19 protein-coding genes are annotated in these 20,701 nt (G+C 68.2%); 4 read left to right on the top strand and 15 right to left on the bottom strand.

Going from position 1 to position 20,701, the window contains the following annotated elements; translation table 11 throughout:
• The first annotated feature begins 2 nt into the window (after positions 1-2).
• Complete coding sequence (locus G5C60_RS23810) at positions 3-605, top strand: Uma2 family endonuclease (RefSeq protein ID WP_165262612.1); 603 nt, start codon at positions 3-5, stop codon at positions 603-605.
• A 77-nt stretch (positions 606-682) separates the two neighbouring features.
• Here G5C60_RS23810 and nuoN read toward each other — a convergent pair whose 3' ends face one another.
• The 14 genes from nuoN to G5C60_RS23740 are packed head-to-tail and all read right to left on the bottom strand — an operon-like array spanning position 683 to position 16,771.
• Positions 683-2,332 carry an NADH-quinone oxidoreductase subunit NuoN gene (gene nuoN, locus G5C60_RS23805; protein WP_165262610.1) on the bottom strand — a complete coding sequence of 550 codons (1,650 nt, stop codon included), beginning with the start codon at positions 2,330-2,332 and terminating at the stop codon, positions 683-685.
• Positions 2,329-3,906 carry an NADH-quinone oxidoreductase subunit M gene (locus G5C60_RS23800; RefSeq protein ID WP_165262608.1) on the bottom strand — a complete coding sequence of 526 codons (1,578 nt, stop codon included), beginning with the start codon at positions 3,904-3,906 and terminating at the stop codon, positions 2,329-2,331. Before G5C60_RS23800 ends, nuoN begins: the two co-directional genes overlap by 4 nt.
• Positions 3,907-3,911: 5 nt before the next feature.
• Complete coding sequence (gene nuoL, locus G5C60_RS23795) at positions 3,912-5,858, bottom strand: NADH-quinone oxidoreductase subunit L (RefSeq protein WP_165262606.1); 1,947 nt, start codon at positions 5,856-5,858, stop codon at positions 3,912-3,914.
• Between the two features lie 14 nt (positions 5,859-5,872).
• Positions 5,873-6,172, bottom strand: coding sequence for an NADH-quinone oxidoreductase subunit NuoK (gene nuoK, locus G5C60_RS23790; protein ID WP_165262604.1), 300 nt, complete (start codon positions 6,170-6,172; stop codon positions 5,873-5,875).
• The gene (locus G5C60_RS23785; protein ID WP_165262602.1) at positions 6,169-6,978 is read right to left on the bottom strand and encodes an NADH-quinone oxidoreductase subunit J; all 810 of its coding nucleotides are present in this window, start codon (positions 6,976-6,978) and stop codon (positions 6,169-6,171) included. The genes nuoK and G5C60_RS23785 overlap by 4 nt, the downstream gene beginning before the upstream one ends.
• Complete coding sequence (gene nuoI, locus G5C60_RS23780) at positions 6,975-7,616, bottom strand: NADH-quinone oxidoreductase subunit NuoI (RefSeq protein ID WP_165262600.1); 642 nt, start codon at positions 7,614-7,616, stop codon at positions 6,975-6,977. Before nuoI ends, G5C60_RS23785 begins: the two co-directional genes overlap by 4 nt.
• Positions 7,609-9,006, bottom strand: coding sequence for an NADH-quinone oxidoreductase subunit NuoH (gene nuoH / locus G5C60_RS23775; protein ID WP_165262598.1), 1,398 nt, complete (start codon positions 9,004-9,006; stop codon positions 7,609-7,611). The genes nuoI and nuoH overlap by 8 nt, the downstream gene beginning before the upstream one ends.
• Positions 9,003-11,507, bottom strand: a complete 2,505-nt coding sequence (locus G5C60_RS23770; RefSeq protein ID WP_165262596.1) for an NADH-quinone oxidoreductase subunit G — start codon at positions 11,505-11,507, stop codon at positions 9,003-9,005. Before G5C60_RS23770 ends, nuoH begins: the two co-directional genes overlap by 4 nt.
• Positions 11,504-12,862, bottom strand: coding sequence for an NADH-quinone oxidoreductase subunit NuoF (gene nuoF, locus G5C60_RS23765; protein ID WP_338145902.1), 1,359 nt, complete (start codon positions 12,860-12,862; stop codon positions 11,504-11,506). The genes G5C60_RS23770 and nuoF overlap by 4 nt, the downstream gene beginning before the upstream one ends.
• Complete coding sequence (gene nuoE / locus G5C60_RS23760; protein WP_420907401.1) at positions 12,859-13,737, bottom strand: NADH-quinone oxidoreductase subunit NuoE; 879 nt, start codon at positions 13,735-13,737, stop codon at positions 12,859-12,861. The genes nuoF and nuoE overlap by 4 nt, the downstream gene beginning before the upstream one ends.
• Positions 13,734-15,056 (bottom strand): NADH-quinone oxidoreductase subunit D, encoded by a 1,323-nt coding sequence (locus tag G5C60_RS23755; RefSeq protein WP_165262592.1) that lies wholly within the window; start codon positions 15,054-15,056, stop codon positions 13,734-13,736. Before G5C60_RS23755 ends, nuoE begins: the two co-directional genes overlap by 4 nt.
• On the bottom strand, positions 15,053-15,811 hold the full coding sequence (locus G5C60_RS23750) for an NADH-quinone oxidoreductase subunit C (RefSeq protein WP_165262590.1): 759 nt from the start codon (positions 15,809-15,811) through the stop codon (positions 15,053-15,055). The genes G5C60_RS23755 and G5C60_RS23750 overlap by 4 nt, the downstream gene beginning before the upstream one ends.
• On the bottom strand, positions 15,808-16,362 hold the full coding sequence (locus tag G5C60_RS23745) for a NuoB/complex I 20 kDa subunit family protein (protein WP_165262588.1): 555 nt from the start codon (positions 16,360-16,362) through the stop codon (positions 15,808-15,810). The genes G5C60_RS23750 and G5C60_RS23745 overlap by 4 nt, the downstream gene beginning before the upstream one ends.
• Before the next feature lie 49 nt (positions 16,363-16,411).
• Positions 16,412-16,771 carry an NADH-quinone oxidoreductase subunit A gene (locus tag G5C60_RS23740; RefSeq protein ID WP_165262586.1) on the bottom strand — a complete coding sequence of 120 codons (360 nt, stop codon included), beginning with the start codon at positions 16,769-16,771 and terminating at the stop codon, positions 16,412-16,414.
• 794 nt (positions 16,772-17,565) lie between these two features.
• Between G5C60_RS23740 and G5C60_RS23735 the strand changes: the two genes are divergently transcribed.
• The gene (locus G5C60_RS23735; RefSeq protein WP_165262584.1) at positions 17,566-18,405 is read left to right on the top strand and encodes a C40 family peptidase; all 840 of its coding nucleotides are present in this window, start codon (positions 17,566-17,568) and stop codon (positions 18,403-18,405) included.
• 81 nt (positions 18,406-18,486) lie between these two features.
• On the opposite strand, the gene G5C60_RS23730 is transcribed toward G5C60_RS23735, so the two are convergent.
• On the bottom strand, positions 18,487-19,785 hold the full coding sequence (locus G5C60_RS23730; protein ID WP_165262582.1) for a geranylgeranyl reductase family protein: 1,299 nt from the start codon (positions 19,783-19,785) through the stop codon (positions 18,487-18,489).
• 114 nt (positions 19,786-19,899) lie between these two features.
• On the opposite strand from G5C60_RS23730, the gene G5C60_RS23725 reads away from it, so the two are divergent.
• Positions 19,900-20,406, top strand: coding sequence for a GNAT family N-acetyltransferase (locus G5C60_RS23725; RefSeq protein WP_165262580.1), 507 nt, complete (start codon positions 19,900-19,902; stop codon positions 20,404-20,406).
• An 84-nt stretch (positions 20,407-20,490) separates the two neighbouring features.
• Positions 20,491-20,701 (top strand): PASTA domain-containing protein (locus G5C60_RS23720; RefSeq protein WP_165262648.1); only part of this gene is annotated, 211 nt, incomplete at its 3' end.

Below are 20,701 nucleotides of genomic sequence, written 5' to 3'. Positions count from 1 at the left end.
TGATGAGCGTCGCACCGAAGGCGTCCGAGCCAACCTGGCCGATCCCGCCGGAGGGCGGCTGGACCGCCGACGACCTGGACGAGCTTCCGAACCTGCCTCCACACACGGAGCTGATCGACGGGAGCCTCGTCTTCGTGAGTCCGCAGACTCTGTTTCACTCACGCGCTGTCGACTTCTTCACCTGGCAGCTCCAGTCCTTGGCGCCACACGACTTCGAAGTCATCCGCGAGTTCACCATCGACATCGACCGCCGGAACAGGCCTGAGCCGGACGTGGTCGTGGTGCGCGGGGACGTGGTGGAGGATGCGGAGCAAACCCGGTTCCCGGCCGACGCCGTCGTCCTGGCCGTCGAGGTTGTGTCCCCGGACTCCGAGGCCCGGGACCGCGAAACCAAGCCGATGAAGTACGCCCGGGCAAAGATCCCCCACTACTGGCGGGTCGAGAACGAGAAGGGCCTCGCGGCGGTCCACGCCTTCGAGCTGGAGCCCACCACCGGCACGTACACCAGCGTGGGCATCTTCCGTGAGCGTATGAAGATGTCCGTCCCGTTCGCGGTGGACCTGGATCTCACCAAGATCAGGACGCGCCTCGCGGAAGGCCAGTAACCAGCACGCGCCTTTCACCACATCGGCCCGGCTCCCCACGATGGGGAGCCGGGCCGACTGCGTACGACGGCGGAGCGTCAGCGCACGAACACTCCCGCCTGCCCCGCCAGATCAAGGAAGTACTGCGGCGCCACACCCAGCACCAACGTGACCGCCACACCCACCCCGATCGCCGTCATCGTCAGCGGCGACGGAACAGCCACCGTCGGCCCCTCCGGCTTCGGCTCGCTGAAGAACATGAGCACGATCACGCGGATGTAGAAGAACGCCGCGATGGCGGACGAGATCACACCGACCACGACCAGCGCCTCCGCGCCGCCCTCTGCCGCCGCCTTGAACACGGCGAACTTTCCGGCGAAGCCCGAGGTGAGCGGAATGCCGGCGAAGGCCAGCAGGAAGACCGCGAACACGGCCGCCACCAGTGGCGAACGCCGTCCGAGCCCCGCCCACTTGGACAGATGCGTGGCCTCGCCGCCCGCGTCCCGCACCAGGGTCACGACCGCGAACGCGCCGATCGTGACGAAGGAGTACGCGCCCAGGTAGAAGAGCACGGACGAGACGCCGTCGGGCGTGGTCGCGATGACACCGGCGAGGATGAAGCCCGCGTGCGCGATCGACGAGTACGCCAGCAGTCGCTTGATGTCGGTCTGGGTGATCGCGACGATCGCGCCGCCCAGCATGGTGACGATCGCGACCGCCCACATCACCGGCCGCCAGTCCCAGCGCAGGCCCGGCAGCACGACGTACAGCAGACGCAGCAGCGCCCCGAAGGCGGCCACCTTGGTGGCGGCGGCCATGAAGCCGGTCACCGGGGTCGGCGCGCCCTGGTACACGTCCGGGGTCCACATGTGGAACGGCACCGCACCCACCTTGAACAGCAGGCCCATGACGACCATCGCGGCGCCGATCAGCAGCAGCGCGTCGTTGCCCATGGTGTCGGCGAGTGCCGGCGTCACGTTCTCGATCGAGCCGTCGACGACCTGCGCGATCGTCGCGTACGACACCGAGCCCGCGTAGCCGTACAGCAGGGCGATGCCGAAGAGCGTGAACGCGGAGGCGAAGGCGCCGAGCAGGAAGTACTTGACCGCGGCCTCCTGCGACATGATCCGCTTGCGGCGGGCCACGGCACACAGCAGGTAGAGCGGCAGCGAGAAGACTTCCAGGGCGATGAACAGCGTCAACAGGTCGTTGGCCGACGGGAAGACGAGCATCCCGCCGATCGCGAAGAGAAGCAGCGGGAACACCTCGGTGGTGGCGAACCCTGCCTTCACCGCGGCCTTTTCGCTGTCGCTGCCGGGCACGGACGCGGCCTGCGCCGCGAACGAGTCGACGCGGTTGCCGTGCACCACGGGGTCGAGCCGCCGCTCGGCGAAGGTGAACACGCCGAGCACGCCCGCGAGCAGGATCGTGCCCTGCAGGAAGAGTGCCGGCCCGTCGACGGCGATCGCGCCCATCGCCGCGATGCCCGCCTTCGTGGTGCCGTACCCGCCGGCCGCGAGCGCCACGACCGCGGCGAAGGCGGCGGCGAGTGCGACGACGGACAGGAACACCTGGGCGTAGTAACGCGACTTGCGCGGCACGAACGCCTCGACGAGCACGCCGATGAGCGCCGCACCGATGACGATCAGGGTGGGCGACAACTGCCCGTATTCGATCTTCGGCGCGTCGATCTTGTCGATCGGATCGGCCGCCATTGTCCACAGGCTGTGGACGGCTGTTGCGCTCACTTGGCCGCCTCCACCTCGGGCTTGGGGTCCTTCTTCTGTACGTCGGACATGGTCTGCTTGACCGCCGGGTTGACGATGTCGGTGATCGGCTTCGGATAGACGCCGAGGAAGATCAGCAGGGCGATCAGGGGGGCGACGACCGCGAGCTCCCGCACCCTGAGGTCGGGCATCGCGGAGACCTCGGCCTTCACCGGGCCCGTCATCGTCCGCTGGTAGAGGACGAGCGTGTAGAGCGCGGCGAGGACGATGCCGAAGGTGGCGATGATCCCGATCGCCGGGTAGCGCGTGAACGTACCGACCAGGACCAGGAACTCACTCACGAACGGTGCGAGACCCGGCAGGGACAGCGTCGCGAGGCTGCCGACCAGGAAGGTGCCGGCGAGCACCGGGGCGACTTTCTGCACTCCTCCGTAGTCGGCGATCAGACGCGAGCCGCGCCGCGAGATCAGGAAGCCGGCGACCAGCATCAGGGCGGCGGTCGAGATCCCGTGGTTGACCATGTAGAGCGTCGCACCCGACTGGCCCTGGCTGGTCATCGCGAAGATGCCCATGATGATGAATCCGAAGTGCGAGATCGACGCGTACGCCACCAGTCGCTTGATGTCTCGCTGGCCGACCGCGAGCAGCGCCCCGTAGATGATGCTGATCAGGGCGAGTACGAGGATGACCGGCGTCGCCCACTTCGAGGCCTCCGGGAAGAGCTGGAGGCAGAAGCGGAGCATCGCGAAGGTGCCGACCTTGTCGACCACCGCCGTGATCAGTACGGCGACCGGGGCGGTGGCCTCCCCCATGGCGTTGGGCAGCCAGGTGTGCAGCGGCCACAGGGGCGCCTTCACGGCGAACGCGAAGAAGAAGCCCAGGAAGAGCCATCGTTCGGTGCTGGTCGCCATGTCCGGCAAGCCGTCCTTGGCGATCGTCTGGAGCGAGAAGTCCCCGGCCACCACGGCGAAGCCGATGACCGCGGCCAGCATGATGAGGCCGCCAACGAGGTTGTAGAGGAGGAACTTCACCGCGGCGTACGAGCGTTGGGCCGCCGCGTTCTCGTCCGAGCCGGCGTGGGCGCGGTCTCCGAAGCCGCCGATGAGGAAGTACATCGGGATGAGCATGGCTTCGAAGAAGATGTAGAAGAGGAAGACGTCGGTGGCCTCGAAGGAGAGGATCACCATCGCCTCGACGGCGAGGATCAGGGCGAAAAAGCCCTGAGTCGGTCGCCAGCGGCTGCTGTTCGTCTCCAGCGGGTCGGCGTCGTGCCAGCCCGCGAGGATGATGAACGGAATCAGCAGGGCGGTCAGCGCGATCAGCGCCACCGCGATGCCGTCCACGCCCAGTTCGTACTGCACTCCGAAGTCCGGGATCCAGGAGTGCCGTTCTGTGAGCTGGTAGAAGTTGCCGTCCTCGGCGACTCGATTCGGGTCGAAGCGCACCAGCACGGCAACGGCCAGTCCGAGCGTGGCGAGCGAGACGAGCAGCGCCAGCCACTTGGCGGCGGTGCGGCGCGCGGCCGGCACGGCGGCCGTGGCGATCGCCCCGAGGGCCGGGAGCGCCGCCGTCGCTGTCAGCAGTGGAAAGGACATCGGTATCAGACCGCCCTCATCAGCAGGGTCACGGCGATGAGGACCGCCGCACCGCCGAACATCGAGACCGCGTACGAGCGCGCGTAGCCGTTCTGGAGCCTGCGCAGTCGTCCGGAGAGGCCGCCCATCGAGGCCGCCGTGCCGTTGACGACCCCGTCGACCAGGGTGTGGTCGACGTACACCAGGGAGCGTGTGAGGTGCTCTCCGCCGCGCACGAGGACGACGTGGTTGAAGTCGTCCTGGAGGAGGTCGCGCCGGGCGGCCCGGGTGAGCAGGGAGCCGCGCGGGGCGACGACCGGGACGGGCCGGCGACCGTACTGGAGATAGGCGAAGACGACCCCGATGACCATCACGGCCACTGTGGAGAGCGTGACCGTCAGGGCGCTGACCGGCGGATGTCCGTGGTCATGCCCGGTGACGGGCTCCAGCCAGTGGATGAACCGGTCGCCGATACCGAAGAACCCGCCCGCGAAGACCGACCCGAAGGCGAGCACGATCATCGGGATCGTCATGGACTTCGGGGACTCGTGCGGATGCGGCACCGCGTGCTCGCCGCGCGTTTCGGCGGCGGGCTCCACGCTCGGCTCGGCCGGGGACGGCGTCGGCGCATGGCGCCAGCGCTCCTCTCCGAAGAACGTCAGCAGCATCACGCGCGTCATGTAGTACGCGGTGATGGCCGCGCCCAGGAGGGCCGCGCCGCCGAGGATCCAGCCCTCGGTGCCGCCCTTGGCGAAGGCCGCCTCGATGATCTTGTCCTTGGAGAAGAAGCCGGACAGACCGGGGAAGCCGATGATGGCGAGGTAGCCGAGGCCGAAGGTGACGAACGTGATCGGCATGTACTTCCTGAGGCCGCCGTACTTCCTCATGTCGACCTCGTCGTTCATGCCGTGCATGACCGAACCGGCGCCGAGGAAGAGCCCGGCCTTGAAGAAGCCGTGCGTCACCAGGTGCATGATCGCGAAGACGTAGCCGATGGGACCGAGGCCCGCGGCGAGGATCATGTAGCCGATCTGCGACATGGTCGAGCCGGCCAGCGCCTTCTTGATGTCGTCCTTCGCGCAACCGACGATCGCACCGAACAGGAGCGTGACGGCGCCGACGACGGTGACAGCCAGCTGGGCATCGGGTGCGGCGTTGAAGATCTCACCGGAGCGGACGATCAGGTACACGCCCGCGGTCACCATCGTCGCGGCGTGGATGAGGGCCGAGACCGGGGTCGGGCCCTCCATCGCGTCGCCGAGCCAGGACTGCAGCGGTACCTGGGCGGACTTGCCGCAGGCGGCGAGCAGCAGCATCAGGCCGATGGCGGTCAGCTTGCCCTCGCTCGTCTCGCCCGTCACCTCCAGCACGGGCCCGAAGGCGAAGGTGCCGAACCAGGCGAACATCAGCATGATCGCGATGGAAAGGCCCATGTCGCCGACGCGGTTGACCAGGAAGGCCTTCTTCGCGGCCGTCGCGGCGCTGGGCTTGTGCTGCCAGAAGCCGATCAGCAGGTACGAGGCGAGGCCGACGCCCTCCCAGCCGACGTACAGCAGGAGGTAGTTGTCGGCGAGGACGAGCAGGAGCATCGCCGCGAGGAACAGGTTCAGATAGCCGAAGAAGCGGCGGCGCCGCTCGTCGTGCTCCATGTACCCGATCGAGTACAGGTGGATCAGGGAGCCGACGCCGGTGATCAGCAGGACGAACGTCATCGACAGCTGGTCGAGCTGGAAGGCGACGTCAGCCTGGAAACTCTCGACCGGGACCCAGCTGAACAGGTGCTGGCCGATCTCCCGCTCCTCCTCGCCCTTCCCCAGCATGTCGGCGAAGAGGATCGCGCCGATCACGAAGGAGACGGCCGCGAGGAGCGTGCCGATCCAGTGGCCGACGGCGTCCAGCCGCCGGCCGCCGCACAGCAGTACGGCAGCTCCGAGCAGAGGCGCCGCTACCAGCAGCGCAATCAGGTTCTCCACGATTCAGCGACCCCTCAGAGCTTCATCAGGCTGGCGTCGTCGACCGAGGCCGAGTGGCGGGTACGGAACAGTGAAACGATGATCGCGAGCCCCACCACGACCTCCGCGGCGGCGACGACCATCGTGAAGAAGGCGAGGATCTGGCCGTCGAGATTGCCGTGCATCCGGGAGAAGGCCACGAGCGCGAGGTTGCAGGCGTTGAGCATGAGCTCGACGCACATGAACACCACGATCGCGTTCCGCCTGATCAGGACGCCGGTCGCGCCGATCGTGAACAGCAGGGCGGCGAGGTAGAGGTAGTTGACGGGATTCACTTCGTGGCCTCCTCTTCCCGGCCGAGCCGCTCCTCGGCACGCCGCTCCAGGGCCTTGAGGTCATTGATCGCCTCGTTCGACACATCGCGGATCTGGCCACGCTCCCGCAGCGTCTTGATGACGGTGAGTTCGGACGCGGTGCCGTCCGGGAGGAGGCCCGCGATGTCCACCGCGTTGTGCCGGGCGTAGACGCCGGGGGCGGGCATCGGCGGGACCTGCTTGCCTTCCCGTACGCGCTGCTCGGCCAGCTCGCGCTGGGTCTTGGCCCGCTCGGTGCGCTCCCGGTGCGTGAGCACCATCGCGCCGACGGCGGCCGTGATGAGCAGGGCGCCGGTGAGTTCGAAGGCGAAGACGTACTTCGTGAAGATGAGTTCCGCGAGGCCTTCCACGTTGCCGGCGGAGTTGGCCTGGCTCAGGCCGTTGAAATCGTTCAGCGACGCGTTGCCGATCCCCGCGCACAGCAGGATGCCGAAGCCGAGGCCGCACAGGAGCGCCATCCAGCGCTGGCCCTTGATGGTCTCTTTCAGGGAGTCGGCGGCGGTGACGCCGACGAGCATGACCACGAAGAGGAACAGCATCATGATCGCGCCGGTGTACACGATGATCTGCACGACGCCCAGGAAGTAGGCGCCGTTGGCGAGGTAGAACACCGCCAGGATGATCATGGTGCCGGCGAGGCAGAGGGCGCTGTGCACGGCCTTCTTCATGAGGACGGTGCACAGGGCGCCGATCACGGCGACGGTGCCGAGGACCCAGAACTGGAAGGCCTCTCCGGTGGAGGTGGAGTAGGCGGCGAGATCCATCATCGGCCGATCACCTTCCCCGACGTCGGCTCGTCCTCGCCGGAGGTCGAGGCGGCCTCCTGCGGGACCTCGCCCTTGGAGAGGGCCACCTGGCGCTCCGTACCGGGCGCGGCCTCGGTGACCAGGCCCCGGTAGTAGTCCTGCTCGTCCGTCCCGGGGAAGATCGAGTGAGGGCTGTCGACCATGCCCTCTTCGAGGCCGGCGAGCAGCTGCTCCTTGGTGTAGATGAGGTTGGCGCGGCTGCTGTCGGCCAGCTCGAACTCGTTCGTCATCGTCAACGCGCGCGTGGGGCACGCCTCGATGCACAGTCCGCACAGGATGCAGCGGGCGTAGTTGATCTGGTAGACGCGGCCGTACCGCTCGCCCGGCGAGTAGCGCTCCTCGTCGGTGTTGTCCGCGCCCTCCACATAGATGGCGTCCGCCGGGCAGGCCCACGCGCACAGCTCGCAGCCAATGCACTTCTCCAGGCCGTCCGGATGGCGGTTGAGCTGGTGCCGGCCGTGGAATCGCGGTGCGGTGGTCTTCTTCTGTTCGGGGTACTGCTCGGTCAGCCGCTTCTTGAACATGGCCTTGAAGGTCACACCGAAGCCTGCGACGGGGTTCTGGAAACCGGGTTTGGTCTCCTTCTGCTCATCAGCCATCGGACGCCTCCTTTCCGTCACGAGATCCATCAGATCCGTCACTGGCAGTATCGACCCCACCACTGACAATCAACTCCCGCTCCCGGCGCGGGCGTCGCCGCGGCACCGGCGGCAGGGTCTGTCCCGGCAGCGGTGGTACGGGGAATCCGCCCGCCATCGGGTCGAAGACGGCGGCCTCGGCGGGTGGCTCCGGCGCCTCCTCGGCGGACTTCCGGTCGCGGAACATGTCGATGAGGAACGAGAGCAACAGCAGGGCGATGACACCGCCGGCGATGTAGAGGGCGATGTCGGCGAAGTCGTAGTTCTCGTTGCGCAGGGTCCGCACGGTCGCGACGGCCATCAGCCACACCACGGAGACCGGGATGAGGACCTTCCAGCCGAGCTTCATCAGTTGGTCGTAGCGGACGCGGGGCAGTGTGCCGCGCAGCCAGATGAAGAAGAACAGCAGCAGTTGCACCTTGATCACGAACCAGGCCATCGGCCACCAGCCGTGGTTGGCGCCCTCCCAGAAGGTGCTGATCGGCCACGGGGCCCGCCAGCCGCCCAGGAAGAGCGTCACGGAGACCGCCGAGACCGTCACCATGTTCACGTACTCGGCGAGCATGAACATCGCGAACTTGATGGACGAGTACTCGGTGTTGAAGCCGCCGACCAGGTCGCCCTCGGACTCCGGCATGTCGAACGGCGCCCGGTTGGTCTCGCCGACCATCGTGACGATGTAGATCAGGAACGACACCGGCAGCAGGATGATGTACCAGCGGTCCTGCTGCTGGGCGACGATCTCCGACGTCGACATGGACCCGGAGTAGAGGAACACCGACGCGAAGGCGGCGCCCATGGCGATCTCGTACGAGATCATCTGTGCGCAGGAACGCAGGCCGCCCAGCAGCGGGTAGGTGGATCCAGAACTCCAACCCGCCAGCACGATCCCGTAGATGCCCACCGAGGCGACCGCGAGGATGTAGAGCATCGCGATCGGCAGGTCGGTGAGCTGCATCGTGGTGCGGTGGCCGAAGATCGAGATCTCGTTGCCGGCCGGTCCGAAGGGGATCACGGCGATCGCCATGAAGGCCGGGATGGCGGCGACGATGGGCGCGAGGACGTAGACGACCTTGTCCGCGCGTTTGACGATGATGTCTTCCTTGAGCATCAGCTTGATGCCGTCGGCGAGCGACTGGAGCATGCCCCAGGGGCCGTGCCGGTTGGGGCCGATGCGCAGTTGCATCCAGGCGACGACCTTGCGCTCCCACACGATGGAGAAAAGCACGGTGATCATCAGGAAGGCGAAGCAGAAGACCGCCTTGATGACGACCAGCCACCAGGGGTCGCGGCCGAACATGGAGAGGTCCTCCGCGGCCAGGTACGACGTCGCGGTGAGGTCCGGAGTCATGCCTCCACCTCCTTGGGGGCCTCGGTGGCGAGCGTCGCCGGGCCGATGCGGACGAGGTCACCGGGCAGCGCGCCCGTGTCGGAGGCGACGCCTCCCCCGGCGGAGTTCAGCGGGAGCCAGACCACGCGGTCGGGCATCTCCGTGATCTGCAGCGGGAGTTCGACCACTCCGGAGGGGCCGGTCACGGACAGCACGTCGCCGTTCTTGACGCCCGACTCGGCCGCCGTGGCGGGTGACACGCGCGCGCGTGCGGCGTGCCGGGTCGCGGCGAGCGCCTCGTCGCCCTCCTGGAGGCGGCCCTGGTCGAGCAGCAGCCGGTGCCCGGCGAGCACGGCCTCCCCGGCGGCGGGCCGCGGCAGCGTGGCCGCGGTTTCGAGGGGCGCGGTGGCCCGTGCGCCGTCCCAGGCGCCGAGCCGGTCGAGTTCCACGCGCGCGGTGCGCAGATCGGGCAGCCCCAGGTGTACGTCCATGGCGTCCGCGAGCATCTGCAGTACGCGTGCGTCGGTCGGCGCCACACGGCGGGTCATCTGGTCGGGCTTGAGCGCCGCCTCGAAGAGCCGTGCCCGTCCCTCCCAGTTGAGGAAGGTGCCCGCCTTCTCCGCGACGGCGGCGACGGGCAGTACGACATCCGCGTGCTCGGTGACCTCACCGGGCCGCAGTTCGAGCGACACCAGGAAGCCCACTTCGGACAGTGCCGCACGCGCGCGTGCCGGATCCGGCAGGTCCGCGACCTCGACGCCGGCCACCACGAGCGCGGACAGCTCACCGGCGGCGGCGGCCTCGACGATCTGGCCGGTGTCGCGGCCGTACCGGAGCGGCAGTTCGGAGACACCCCAGGCCGCGGCGACCTCGACCCGCGCGCGCGAGTCGGTGGCCGGACGCCCGCCCGGCAGCAGCGAGGGCAGCGCACCCGCCTCGATGGCGCCGCGCTCCCCGGCCCGGCGCGGGATCCACACCAGTTCGGCGCCGGTCGCGGACGCGGCCCGTACGGCGGCGGTGAGCCCGCCCGCCACGGAGGCCAGCCGCTCCCCGACGACGATCACGGCGCCTTCGGCGCGCAGCGCCTCGGAGGCCGTCGCGCCGTCGCCCTCCAGGCCGACGCCGGACGCGAGCGCGTCCAGCCACTCGGTCTCGGTGCCGGGCGCGGCGGGCAGCAGCGTGCCGCCCGCCTTCTCCAGGCCGCGTGTCGAGTGGGTGGCGAGCGCGAACGTCTTCTGTCCGTGCCCTCGCCAGGCCTTGCGCAGCCGCAGGAAGACGCCGGGCGCCTCCTCCTCGGACTCGATTCCGGCGAGCAGGACGGCGGGCGCCTTCTCCAGGGAGGTGTACGTGACGCCCGTACCGTCGAGGTCCCGTCCGCGTCCTGCGACCCGGGCGGCCAGGAAGTCGGCCTCCTCGCCGCTGTGCACGCGCGCGCGGAAGTCGATGTCGTTCGTGTCGAGGGCCACGCGCGCGAACTTGCTGTAGGCGTAGGCGTCTTCGACGGTGAGCCGCCCGCCTGTCAGGACACCGGTCCTGGAGCGGGCCGCCAGGAGGCCTTCGGCGGCCACCTCCAGGGCCTCGGGCCACGAAACGGGCTCCAGCTCACCGGATTCACCGCGCACCAGAGGCGTGGTCAGCCGGTCCCGCTGCTGCGCGTACCGGAAGCCGAACCGCCCCTTGTCGCACATCCACTCCTCGTTGACCTCGGGGTCGTTCTGCGCGAGCCGCCGCATGACCTTGCCGCGCCGGTGGTCGGTACGGGTCGCGCAGCCGCCGGAGCAGTGCTCGCACACCGAAGGGGACGAGACCAGGTCGAAGGGACGCGAGCGGAAGCGGTACGCCGCCGACGTCAGCGCGCCCACCGGGCAGATCTGGATCGTGTTCCCGGAGAAGTACGACTCGAAGGGATCGCCCTCCCCGGTGCCGACCTGCTGGAGCGCGCCCCGCTCCAGCAGCTCGATCATCGGGTCACCCGCGACCTGGTTACTGAACCGGGTGCACCGGGCGCACAGCACGCACCGCTCCCGGTCGAGCAGCACCTGCGGGGAGATCGGGACGGGCTTCTCGAACGTGCGCTTCTTGCCCTCGAAGCGGGACTCCGCGTTGCCGTGCGACATCGCCTGGTTCTGCAGGGGGCACTCGCCGCCCTTGTCACAGACCGGGCAGTCCAGCGGGTGGTTGATGAGCAGCAGCTCCATCACACCCTTCTGGGCCTTCTCGGCCACAGGAGAGGTGAGGTGGGTCTTGACCACCATCCCGTCCGTGCAGGTGATCGTGCAGGACGCCATGGGCTTGCGCTGGCCCTCGACCTCGACGATGCACTGGCGGCAGGCGCCGGCCGGATCGAGCAGCGGGTGGTCGCAGAAGCGGGGGATCTCGATGCCGAGCTGTTCGGCGGCGCGGATGACCAGGGTGCCCTTGGGCACGCTGATCTCCACGCCGTCGATCGTCAGCGAGACGAGGTCTTCCGGCGGAACCGCCGCCTCTCCGCCCCCGGAGGGAGCGCTGGTGGTCACAGTCATGCGTTCACCTCCGCGTGCTTGTCCTGGTCGGCCCAGGCCGTCGACTTCGCCGGGTCGAAGGGGCAGCCCCGGCCCGTGATGTGCTCCTCGTACTCCTCACGGAAGTACTTGAGCGAGGAGAAGATCGGCGAGGCGGCGCCGTCGCCGAGGGCACAGAAGGACTTGCCGTTGATGTTGTCGGCGATGTCGTTCAGCTTGTCGAGGTCGGACATGACGCCCTTGCCTGCCTCGATGTCGCGCAGCAACTGCACGAGCCAGTACGTCCCTTCGCGGCAGGGTGTGCACTTGCCGCAGGACTCATGGGCGTAGAACTCGGTCCACCGCGTCACCGCCCGGACGACACACGTCGTCTCGTCGAAGCACTGCAGCGCCTTGGTGCCGAGCATGGATCCCGCGGCGCCCACTCCCTCGTAGTCCAGCGGGACGTCGAGGTGCTCGGCGGTGAACATCGGGGTCGAAGAGCCGCCCGGCGTCCAGAACTTGAGCCGGTGCCCCGGCCGCATTCCGCCGCTCATGTCGAGGAGCTGGCGCAGTGTGATGCCGAGCGGTGCCTCGTACTGGCCGGGATTCGTGACGTGGCCGCTGAGCGAGTAGAGCGTGAAGCCCGGGGACTTCTCGCTGCCCATCGACCTGAACCATTCCTTTCCCTTGTTCAGAATCGAGGGAACTGACGCGATCGACTCGACGTTATTCACAACAGTCGGGCACGCGTAGAGCCCCGCGACAGCAGGGAAGGGGGGACGAAGTCGCGGCTGGCCACGGCGGCCTTCGAGCGAGTCGAGCAGTGCGGTCTCCTCACCACAGATGTACGCGCCCGCGCCCGCGTGCACGGTGACCTGGAGGTCGAGTCCGCTGCCCAGGATGTTCTCGCCGAGGTATCCCGCCGCGTACGCCTCCCGGACTGCCTCGTGCAACCGCCGCAGTACGGGGACCACTTCGCCACGCAGATAGATGAAGGCATGCGAAGAGCGGATCGCGTAACAGGCGATCACGATGCCCTCGATGAGGCTGTGCGGGTTCGCGAAGAGGAGCGGGATGTCCTTGCAGGTACCCGGTTCCGATTCGTCGGCGTTGACAACTAGATAGTGAGGCTTGCCGTCGCCCTGCGGGATGAACTGCCATTTCATGCCCGTGGGGAATCCCGCGCCGCCGCGCCCGCGCAGACCGGATTCCTTCACGTACGCGATGAGGTCGTCCGGCGACATGGCGAGGGCCTTGCGGAGCCCCTCGTACCCCTCGTGCCTTCGGTAGACGTCCAGCGTCCAGGACTTGTCCTCGTCCCAGAAGGCCGACAGCACGGGTGCGAGCAGCTTCTCCGGGCTGGTGTCTTTGATCTCGGCTGCCAAGGTCATCACTCCCCCTCCTCGGAAACCGGGCCCGCGGGATGCGCGGGGTCGGAGGCCGAGGTCTGCTGCGGCGCGTCGTGCGAGCTGAGGTGCTCGGCGGGCGGCTGGTCCTGCGGACCGCCGGAACCCCGCGGGTGCACCACGCGCGCGGGAGTCATCTCGCCCTTCGCCAGCCGGAGGCCGGTCAGTGAGGCCGGGCCCGCGCTGCCGCCCGCCTCCACGGCGCCGGGGCGCTCGTCGGGGAAGCCGGCCAGGACCCGTGCGGTCTCCTTGAACGTGCACAAGGGGGCGCCGCGCGTCGGTGCGACCTGTGCTCCCCGGCGCAGGTCGTCCACGAGGCGCTTCGCGGATTCCACGGTCTGGTTGTCGAAGAACTCCCAGTTGACCATCACGACCGGTGCGAAGTCGCAGGCCGCGTTGCACTCGATGTGCTCCAGGGTGACCTTGCCGTCGTCGGTGGTCTCGCCGTTGCCGACACCGAGGTGGTCCTGGAGGGACTCGAAGATCGCGTCGCCGCCCATGACCGCGCACAGGGTGTTGGTGCAGACGCCCACCTGGTAGTCACCGGAGGGCTTGCGCCGGTACATCGTGTAGAAGGTGGCGACGGCGGTGACCTCGGCCGTGGTCAGGTCCAGCATGTCGGCGCAGAACTGCATGCCGGTGCGCGTGACATGTCCCTCCTCCGACTGCACGAGATGCAGCAACGGAAGGAGGGCGGACCGGGAGTCCGGGTAGCGGGCGATGATCTCGCGCGCGTCTGTCTCGAGCCGGGCTCGAACGTCGTCCGGGTAGTCGGGCGCGGGCAGTTGGGGCATGCCAAGGCCGACGCCCTTTGCCTGTACACCCTGTGCCTGTACGCCCTGCTCGGAAGGAGTGGTGGTCACCGGTCGACGCCTCCCATCACGGGGTCGATGGACGCGACGGCGACGATGACGTCGGCGACCTGGCCGCCCTCGCACATCGCCGCCATGGCCTGCAGATTGGTGAACGAGGGGTCGCGGAAGTGGACCCGGTAGGGACGGGTGCCGCCGTCGGACACGGCGTGCACCCCGAGCTCGCCCTTGGGCGACTCGACGGCGGCGTACGTCTGGCCGGGCGGGACCCTGAAGCCCTCGGTCACCAGCTTGAAGTGGTGGATCAGGGCCTCCATGGAGGTGCCCATGATCTCCTTGATGTGATCGAGGGAGTTGCCGAGGCCGTCCGGGCCGAGGGCGAGCTGGGCGGGCCAGGCGATCTTCTTGTCGGCGACCATGACCGGTCCGGGCCGCAGCCGGTCCAGGCACTGCTCGATGATCCGCAGCGACTGGCGCATCTCCTCCAGGCGGATCAGGAAGCGGCCGTACGCGTCGCAGGTGTCCGCGGTCGGGACGTCGAAGTCGTACGTCTCGTAGCCGCAGTACGGCTGCGCCTTACGCAGGTCGTGCGGGAGACCGGCCGAGCGGAGGACCGGGCCGGTGGCGCCGAGGGCCATGCAGCCGGCCAGGTCGAGGTAGCCGATGTCCTGCATACGGGCCTTGAAGACGGGGTTCCCGGTGGCGAGCTTGTCGTACTCGGGAAGGTTCTTCTTCATCTTCTTCACGAACTCGCGGATCTGGTCCACCGCGCCCGGAGGCAGGTCCTGGGCGAGACCGCCGGGCCGGATGTACGCGTGGTTCATGCGCAGGCCGGTGATCAACTCGTAGATGTCGAGAACGAGTTCACGATCACGGAAGCCGTAGATCATGATCGTGGTGGCGCCGAGCTCCATGCCGCCGGTGGCGATGCACACCAGGTGCGAGGAGAGCCGGTTCAGCTCCATCAGGAGCACGCGGATGACGGAGGCGCGGTCGGGGACCTGGTCCTCGATGCCGAGGAGTTTCTCGACGGCGAGGCAGTACGCCGTCTCGTTGAAGAACGACGTCAGGTAGTCCATGCGCGTCACGAAGGTCGTGCCCTGTGTCCACGTACGGAACTCGAGGTTCTTCTCGATACCGGTGTGCAGATAGCCGATGCCGCAGCGGGCCTCGGTGACCGTCTCGCCCTCGATCTCCAGGATCAGGCGGAGCACGCCGTGGGTGGACGGGTGCTGCGGGCCCATGTTGACGACGATGCGCTCGTCGTCGGCCCTGGCCGCGGTCTGCACGACCTCGTCCCAGTCGCCACCGGTGACCGTGTAGACGGTGCCCTCGGTGGTTTCGCGGGCGGATGCTGACTGCGTGCTCATGAGTAGGACCTCCGCTGGTCCGGAGCCGGGATCTGTGCGCCCTTGTACTCGACGGGGATGCCGCCGAGGGGGTAGTCCTTGCGCTGCGGGAAGCCCTGCCAGTCGTCCGGCATCATGATCCGCGTCAGGGCCGGGTGACCGTCGAAGACGATGCCGAAGAAGTCGTACGTCTCGCGCTCGTGCCAGTCGTTCGTCGGATAGACGGAGACCAGCGACGGGATGTGGCGATCGGCGTCCGGGGCGCTGACTTCCAGGCGGATCAGCCGGTTGTGCGTGATCGAGCGCAGGTGGTAGACGGCGTGCAGCTCGCGGCCCTTGTCGCCGAGGTAGTGGACGCCGCTCACCCCCGTGCACAGCTCGAAGCGGAGGGCCGGGTCGTCGCGCAGGGTCCGGGCGACCTGGACCAGGTACTCGCGCTCGATGTGGAAGGTGATCTCGTCGCGGTCGACGACCGTCTTCTCGATCGCGTTCCCGGGGACGAGTCCCTGTTCCTCCAGGGCGCCCTCCAGCTCGTCGGCGACCTCGTCGAACCAGCCGCCGTACGGGCGGGTGGCAGGGCCGGGCAGCCGGACCGAGCGGACCAGGCCTCCGTAGCCGGAAGTGTCGCCGCCGTTGTTGGCGCCGAACATGCCGCGCTGGACGCGGATCTCCTCGCCCGCCTCGCCCGGCCGACCGGGGAGGTTGGAGGCGCTGAGGTCCTTCTCGGGGTTGACCCCGTTCGTGCCGTTGCCGTTCGTGCCGTTCGCGTCGCTCACTGCAGCAGGCCCTTCATCTCGATGGTGGGGAGCGCCTTGAGCGCCGCTTCCTCCGCCTCGCGGGCCGCCTCCTCGGCGTTCACGCCGAGCTTCGAGCTCTGGATCTTCTGGTGCAGCTTGAGAATGGCGTCCATCAGCATTTCGGGCCGCGGCGGACAGCCGGGCAGATAGATGTCGACAGGGACGATGTGATCGACGCCCTGCACGATCGCGTAGTTGTTGAACATCCCGCCCGAGGACGCGCAGACCCCCATGGAGATCACCCACTTGGGGTTCGGCATCTGGTCATAGACCTGCCTCAGGACCGGCGCCATCTTCTGGCTGACGCGTCCGGCGACGATCATCAGGTCTGCCTGACGCGGCGAGCCGCGGAAGACCTCCATGCCGAAGCGCGCCAGGTCGTAACGGCCCGCGCCGGTCGTCATCATCTCGATGGCGCAGCAGGCGAGGCCGAAGGTGGCGGGAAAGACGGATGACTTGCGCACCCATCCCGCGGCCTGCTCGACGGTGGTCAGCAGGAAACCGCTCGGCAGCTTTTCTTCGAGTCCCATGCTCAGTGGCTCCTCTGTCCCCTATCCGGGGTTAAGTCCCATCCGGGGTTCAGTCCCATTCCAGGCCGCCGCGCCGCCATACGTACGCGTACGCGACGAAGACGGTGAGCACGAAGAGCAACATCTCCACGAGCCCGAATACCCCAAGGGCGTCGAAGGTGACGGCCCAGGGATAGAGGAAGACGATCTCGATATCGAAAATGATGAAGAGCATCGCCGTCAGGTAGTACTTGATGGGGAACCGCCCGCCGCCGGCCGGCGTGGGGGTCGGCTCGATACCGCACTCGTAGGCTTCGAGCTTGGCCCGGTTGTACCGCTTTGGACCGGTAAGCGTGGCCATGACCACGGAGAAGATCGCAAAGCCTGCCCCGAGGGCTCCCAGTACGAGGATGGGCGCATACGCGTTCACCGCTCCTCGCTCCTCTCAGTCGGCATTGACTGCTGGCGGTTACGTCGGACTACTCCTGCCTCACGAAGCCCGCAAGCTTCGTACGCCTTACGAGGCTCACAAGCCTCGTGCGGCTTCACGAAGATCGCGTACATGTGAAGCAGGTCACAAGCCCAACTGCCACGCATCTTATGCCTGCCGGTCTGTGATCTGCGACACGGGGTACGACAACGACTTTGTGATCTCCACCACCCGGCTGAGGATCATGAAGTCGAATGATCGGTGATCTCCGCTCGGGAAGCGTCCGAGTGATCACCAGAAGTGACAATTTCGCTCGTTAACGCAGGTCCGGCAGTGCGGCCCCTTACCAAGAGGCGGCGCTCGCGGGCAAATTGGCGCTGGACACCCACGCTTGATAGAGGAACTCGTTCACACTTCGGGGGGAGTTGGGCCTCCGGTGTGGACGGACGCGAGCGCGTGCATTCGTTCACGAGCAGGGCATGAGCGGGGCGCGGCCTTCACGAGCGACGCACAGCACCGAGACACGAACGAGACCCGCGCCCGCGACGCGTCCGCCACAGTGACCGTTCCGTGACCTGCGTCACACCCAAAACGGGCACGCATAAGCAGGGCTTGGCCATCGGTCCCAACGGGTGGTAGGCGGCGGGCAATTCGGACGTAATACGGAAAGGCCTTGTTCACAGGCCTGATGGGCGGTGTCCGCAATGCCCGATACGGCGTCAATAAGAAACGCCACGCCCGGGATTCGGGCAGCCCATTGAACAACTGTGGCGCACCACACGTTTCTTGAAGATATGGAGGAGCCCCTGATACCGGTTGGACTCATGTCCCACACCGCTCACATACGCAGCCACCGGAAACCCCGGCCTCGCAGCAGCTCGACGCTCGCGATGCGCGCCGGAGTTGCCGGTGGCGTCCTCAGCACCCTGGCAGTGGGCGCTGCGGCCGGATCGGCGAACGCGGCCGAGCCCGTGACCCAGACCATGGAACTGCCCGCGCTCACGGCGGACCTGTCCGCCACCGTCGCCGAGTCCGCAGCCGCCACCCAGCAGGCCGCGGCCGACTACGAACTGCTGGCCGAGCGTGACGCGGCCGCCGCCAAGGCCGCCAAGCAGGCCAAGGCCGACCTCGCCGAGGCGAAGAAGAAGGCGGAGACCAAGAAGAAGGCCGAGGCCGAGCGCAGGGCCGCCGCGGAGTCCGCCGCCTCGCGGTCCGCCGAGCGGACCACCCTCACCGCCTCCGCCCCGAGCACCGACACCGACGTCCCCGCTCCGGCGAGCGGCAGCGTCGGCACCGTCATCAACTTCCTCAAGGCGCAGGTCGGTGACGCGTACGTCCTGGGCGCCACGGGCCCCAATGCCTGGGACTGCTCCAGCCTGGTCCAGGCCGCGTTCAAGCAGGTCGGCGTCGACCTGCCGCGCGTCTCGCAGGACCAGTCGACGGTCGGCACCGACGTCCCGCTGTCCGACATCCAGGTCGGCGACATCCTGTACTGGGGTGGCAAGGGCTCGGCGTACCACACCGGTGTCTACATCGGCGGCGGCCAGTACCTGGACGCCGCGAACCCCGGCAAGGGCGTCGTCATCCAGGACCTGTCGGGCTACCCGGCGGACGGCGCGGTACGCGTCCTCTGACCGGCTTTCCGCCGCGCTTGCTCAAAGGGCCGCCTCCCCACCGGGGAGGCGGCCCTCAGGCGCGCTCAGCGACTCCAGGAGTTACGCCTTCGGGGCCACCTTGCTCAGCCCGTTGATGATCCGGTCCATCGCGTCGCCGCCCGTCGGGTCGGTCAGGTTCGCGAGCATCTTCAGCGTGAACTTCATCAGGATCGGATGGGTGAGGCCGCGCTGGGTAGCGATCTTCATGACCTTCGGGTTGCCGATGAGCTTCACGAAGGCGCGGCCGAGGTTGTAGTAGCCGCCGTAGGTGTCCTTGAGGACCTTCGGATAGCGCTGGAGGGCGAGTTCGCGCTGGGCGGGGGTCGAGCGGGCGTGTGCCTGGACGATGACGTCGGCGGCGATCTGGCCGGACTCCATGGCGTACGCGATGCCCTCGCCGTTGAAGGGGTTCACCATGCCGCCCGCGTCGCCGACGAGCAACAGGCCCTTCGTGTAGTGCGGTTGGCGGTTGAAGGCCATGGGGAGGGCGGCGCCGCGGATCGGGATCGTCATGTTGTCCGGGGTGTAGCCCCAGTCCTCGGGCATCGAGGCGCACCACGCTTTCAGGACCTCGCGCCAGTCCAGCTCCTTGAAGGAGGTGGAGGTGTTCAGCACGCCCAGGCCCACGTTGCTCGTGCCGTCGCCCATGCCGAAGATCCAGCCGTAGCCGGGCAGCAGCCGGTCCTCGCCGGGGCCGCGCCGGTCCCACAGCTCCAGCCAGGACTCCAGGTAGTCGTCTTCGTGGCGCGGCGACGTGAAGTACGTACGCACCGCCACTCCCATCGGCCGGTCGTCGCGCCGGTGCAGGCCCATGCCAAGGGACAGCCGGGTCGAGTTGCCGTCGGCCGCCACGACCAGCGGGGCGTGGAAGGTGACGTCCCGCTTCTCCCCGGAGTCGCCGAGCTTGGCGTGCACGCCCGTGATGCGGCCCGTACGGTCGTCGATGACCGGGGCGCCCACATTGCACCGCTCGTACAGCCGCGCGCCCGCCTTCTGCGCCTGCCGGGCCAGTTGCTCGTCGAAGTCGTCCCGCTTTCGTACGAGTCCGTAGTCGGGGTAGGCGGCGAGATCCGGCCAGTCCAGCTGGAGGCGGACACCGCCGCCGATGATGCGGAGGCCTTTGTTCCGCAGCCAGCCGGCCTCCTCCGAGATGTCGATGCCCATCGAGACGAGCTGCTTGGTCGCCCGGGGCGTCAGCCCGTCGCCGCAGACCTTCTCGCGCGGGAACGCGGTCTTCTCCAGCAGCAGGACGTCCAGTCCCGCCTTCGCCAGGTAGTACGCGGTGGTCGAACCGGCTGGCCCGGCCCCGACGACGATGACATCGGCGGTGTTTTCGGAGAGGGGCTGGGGTTCGGTCACGGCGGGTTCTCCCCAAGTCTCGAAGGCGCGAAGTCTCGAAATCTGCGTGCTGACGGGCACGGGACATGGGCAGTCTATTCAGCGGTACTGATCACCCTGCTGAAGGGCTGCCCGATGAACCGACCTTTCCCCGTGGTACGGCTGCGCGTCCCCACCGAAGAGGACGCCTTCGCCTGGCACCGGGTGTTCGACGACCCGGATGTGATGGAGTTCCACGGCGGAAAGCCGGCCGAGCTGTCCGTCTACGAGGAACTGACCGCGCGGCAGCGCCGGCACGACGCCGAGCGCGGGTTCTGCTTCTGGACCATGCTCGACGAGGAGGGCGAGGCCATCGGCTTCACGGGCGCCCAGCCGTGGCCGTACGACTGGGGTCCCAAGGGCGAGATCGAGATCGGCTGGCGGCTCGGACGGGCGTACTGGGGCAAGGGGTACGTGACGGCGGCCGCGCGGATCACGCTCGACCGGCTGCGTGCGGCGGGCGTCTCCAGCGTCGTGGCGATGGTCAACTCCCGCAACGAACGCTCCATAGCGGTGACCAGGCGGCTCGGCATGACACTGGTCGAGAGGTTCACCTCGCCTGCCTCGGAGCAGACGGGGCACTGCTACCGGCTCGACCTCTGAAGCCCTGACGCTTCCGGCGGCGCGCGGCAGGGCTTACTCTTCCGGTACCGCTGGGGGGTGACGTCTGTGCGCAAACCACCCGATGTGCGTGTGCCGCGGCTCGTCGGTCTGATGGCCGTGGACGCGCGCGAGACGGCCGAGGCTCGTGGCGTGCTGCTCGCCGCGCCCGACCGGCCCGACTTCCATCTGACCGTCGTCGACTACGTCGTACGCCAGTACCCGCTGCCCGGCGCCGAGGTGCCGCGCGGGGCCGTCGTCACCGTGTGGTTCGACTTCGGCGAGGGAGAGGGCGGCG

The sequence above is a fragment of the Streptomyces scabichelini genome (assembly GCF_011045015.1).
In the GTDB taxonomy this organism is placed as follows: domain Bacteria; phylum Actinomycetota; class Actinomycetes; order Streptomycetales; family Streptomycetaceae; genus Streptomyces; species Streptomyces scabichelini.
This window is presented reverse-complemented; position numbering and strand designations above follow the sequence as displayed.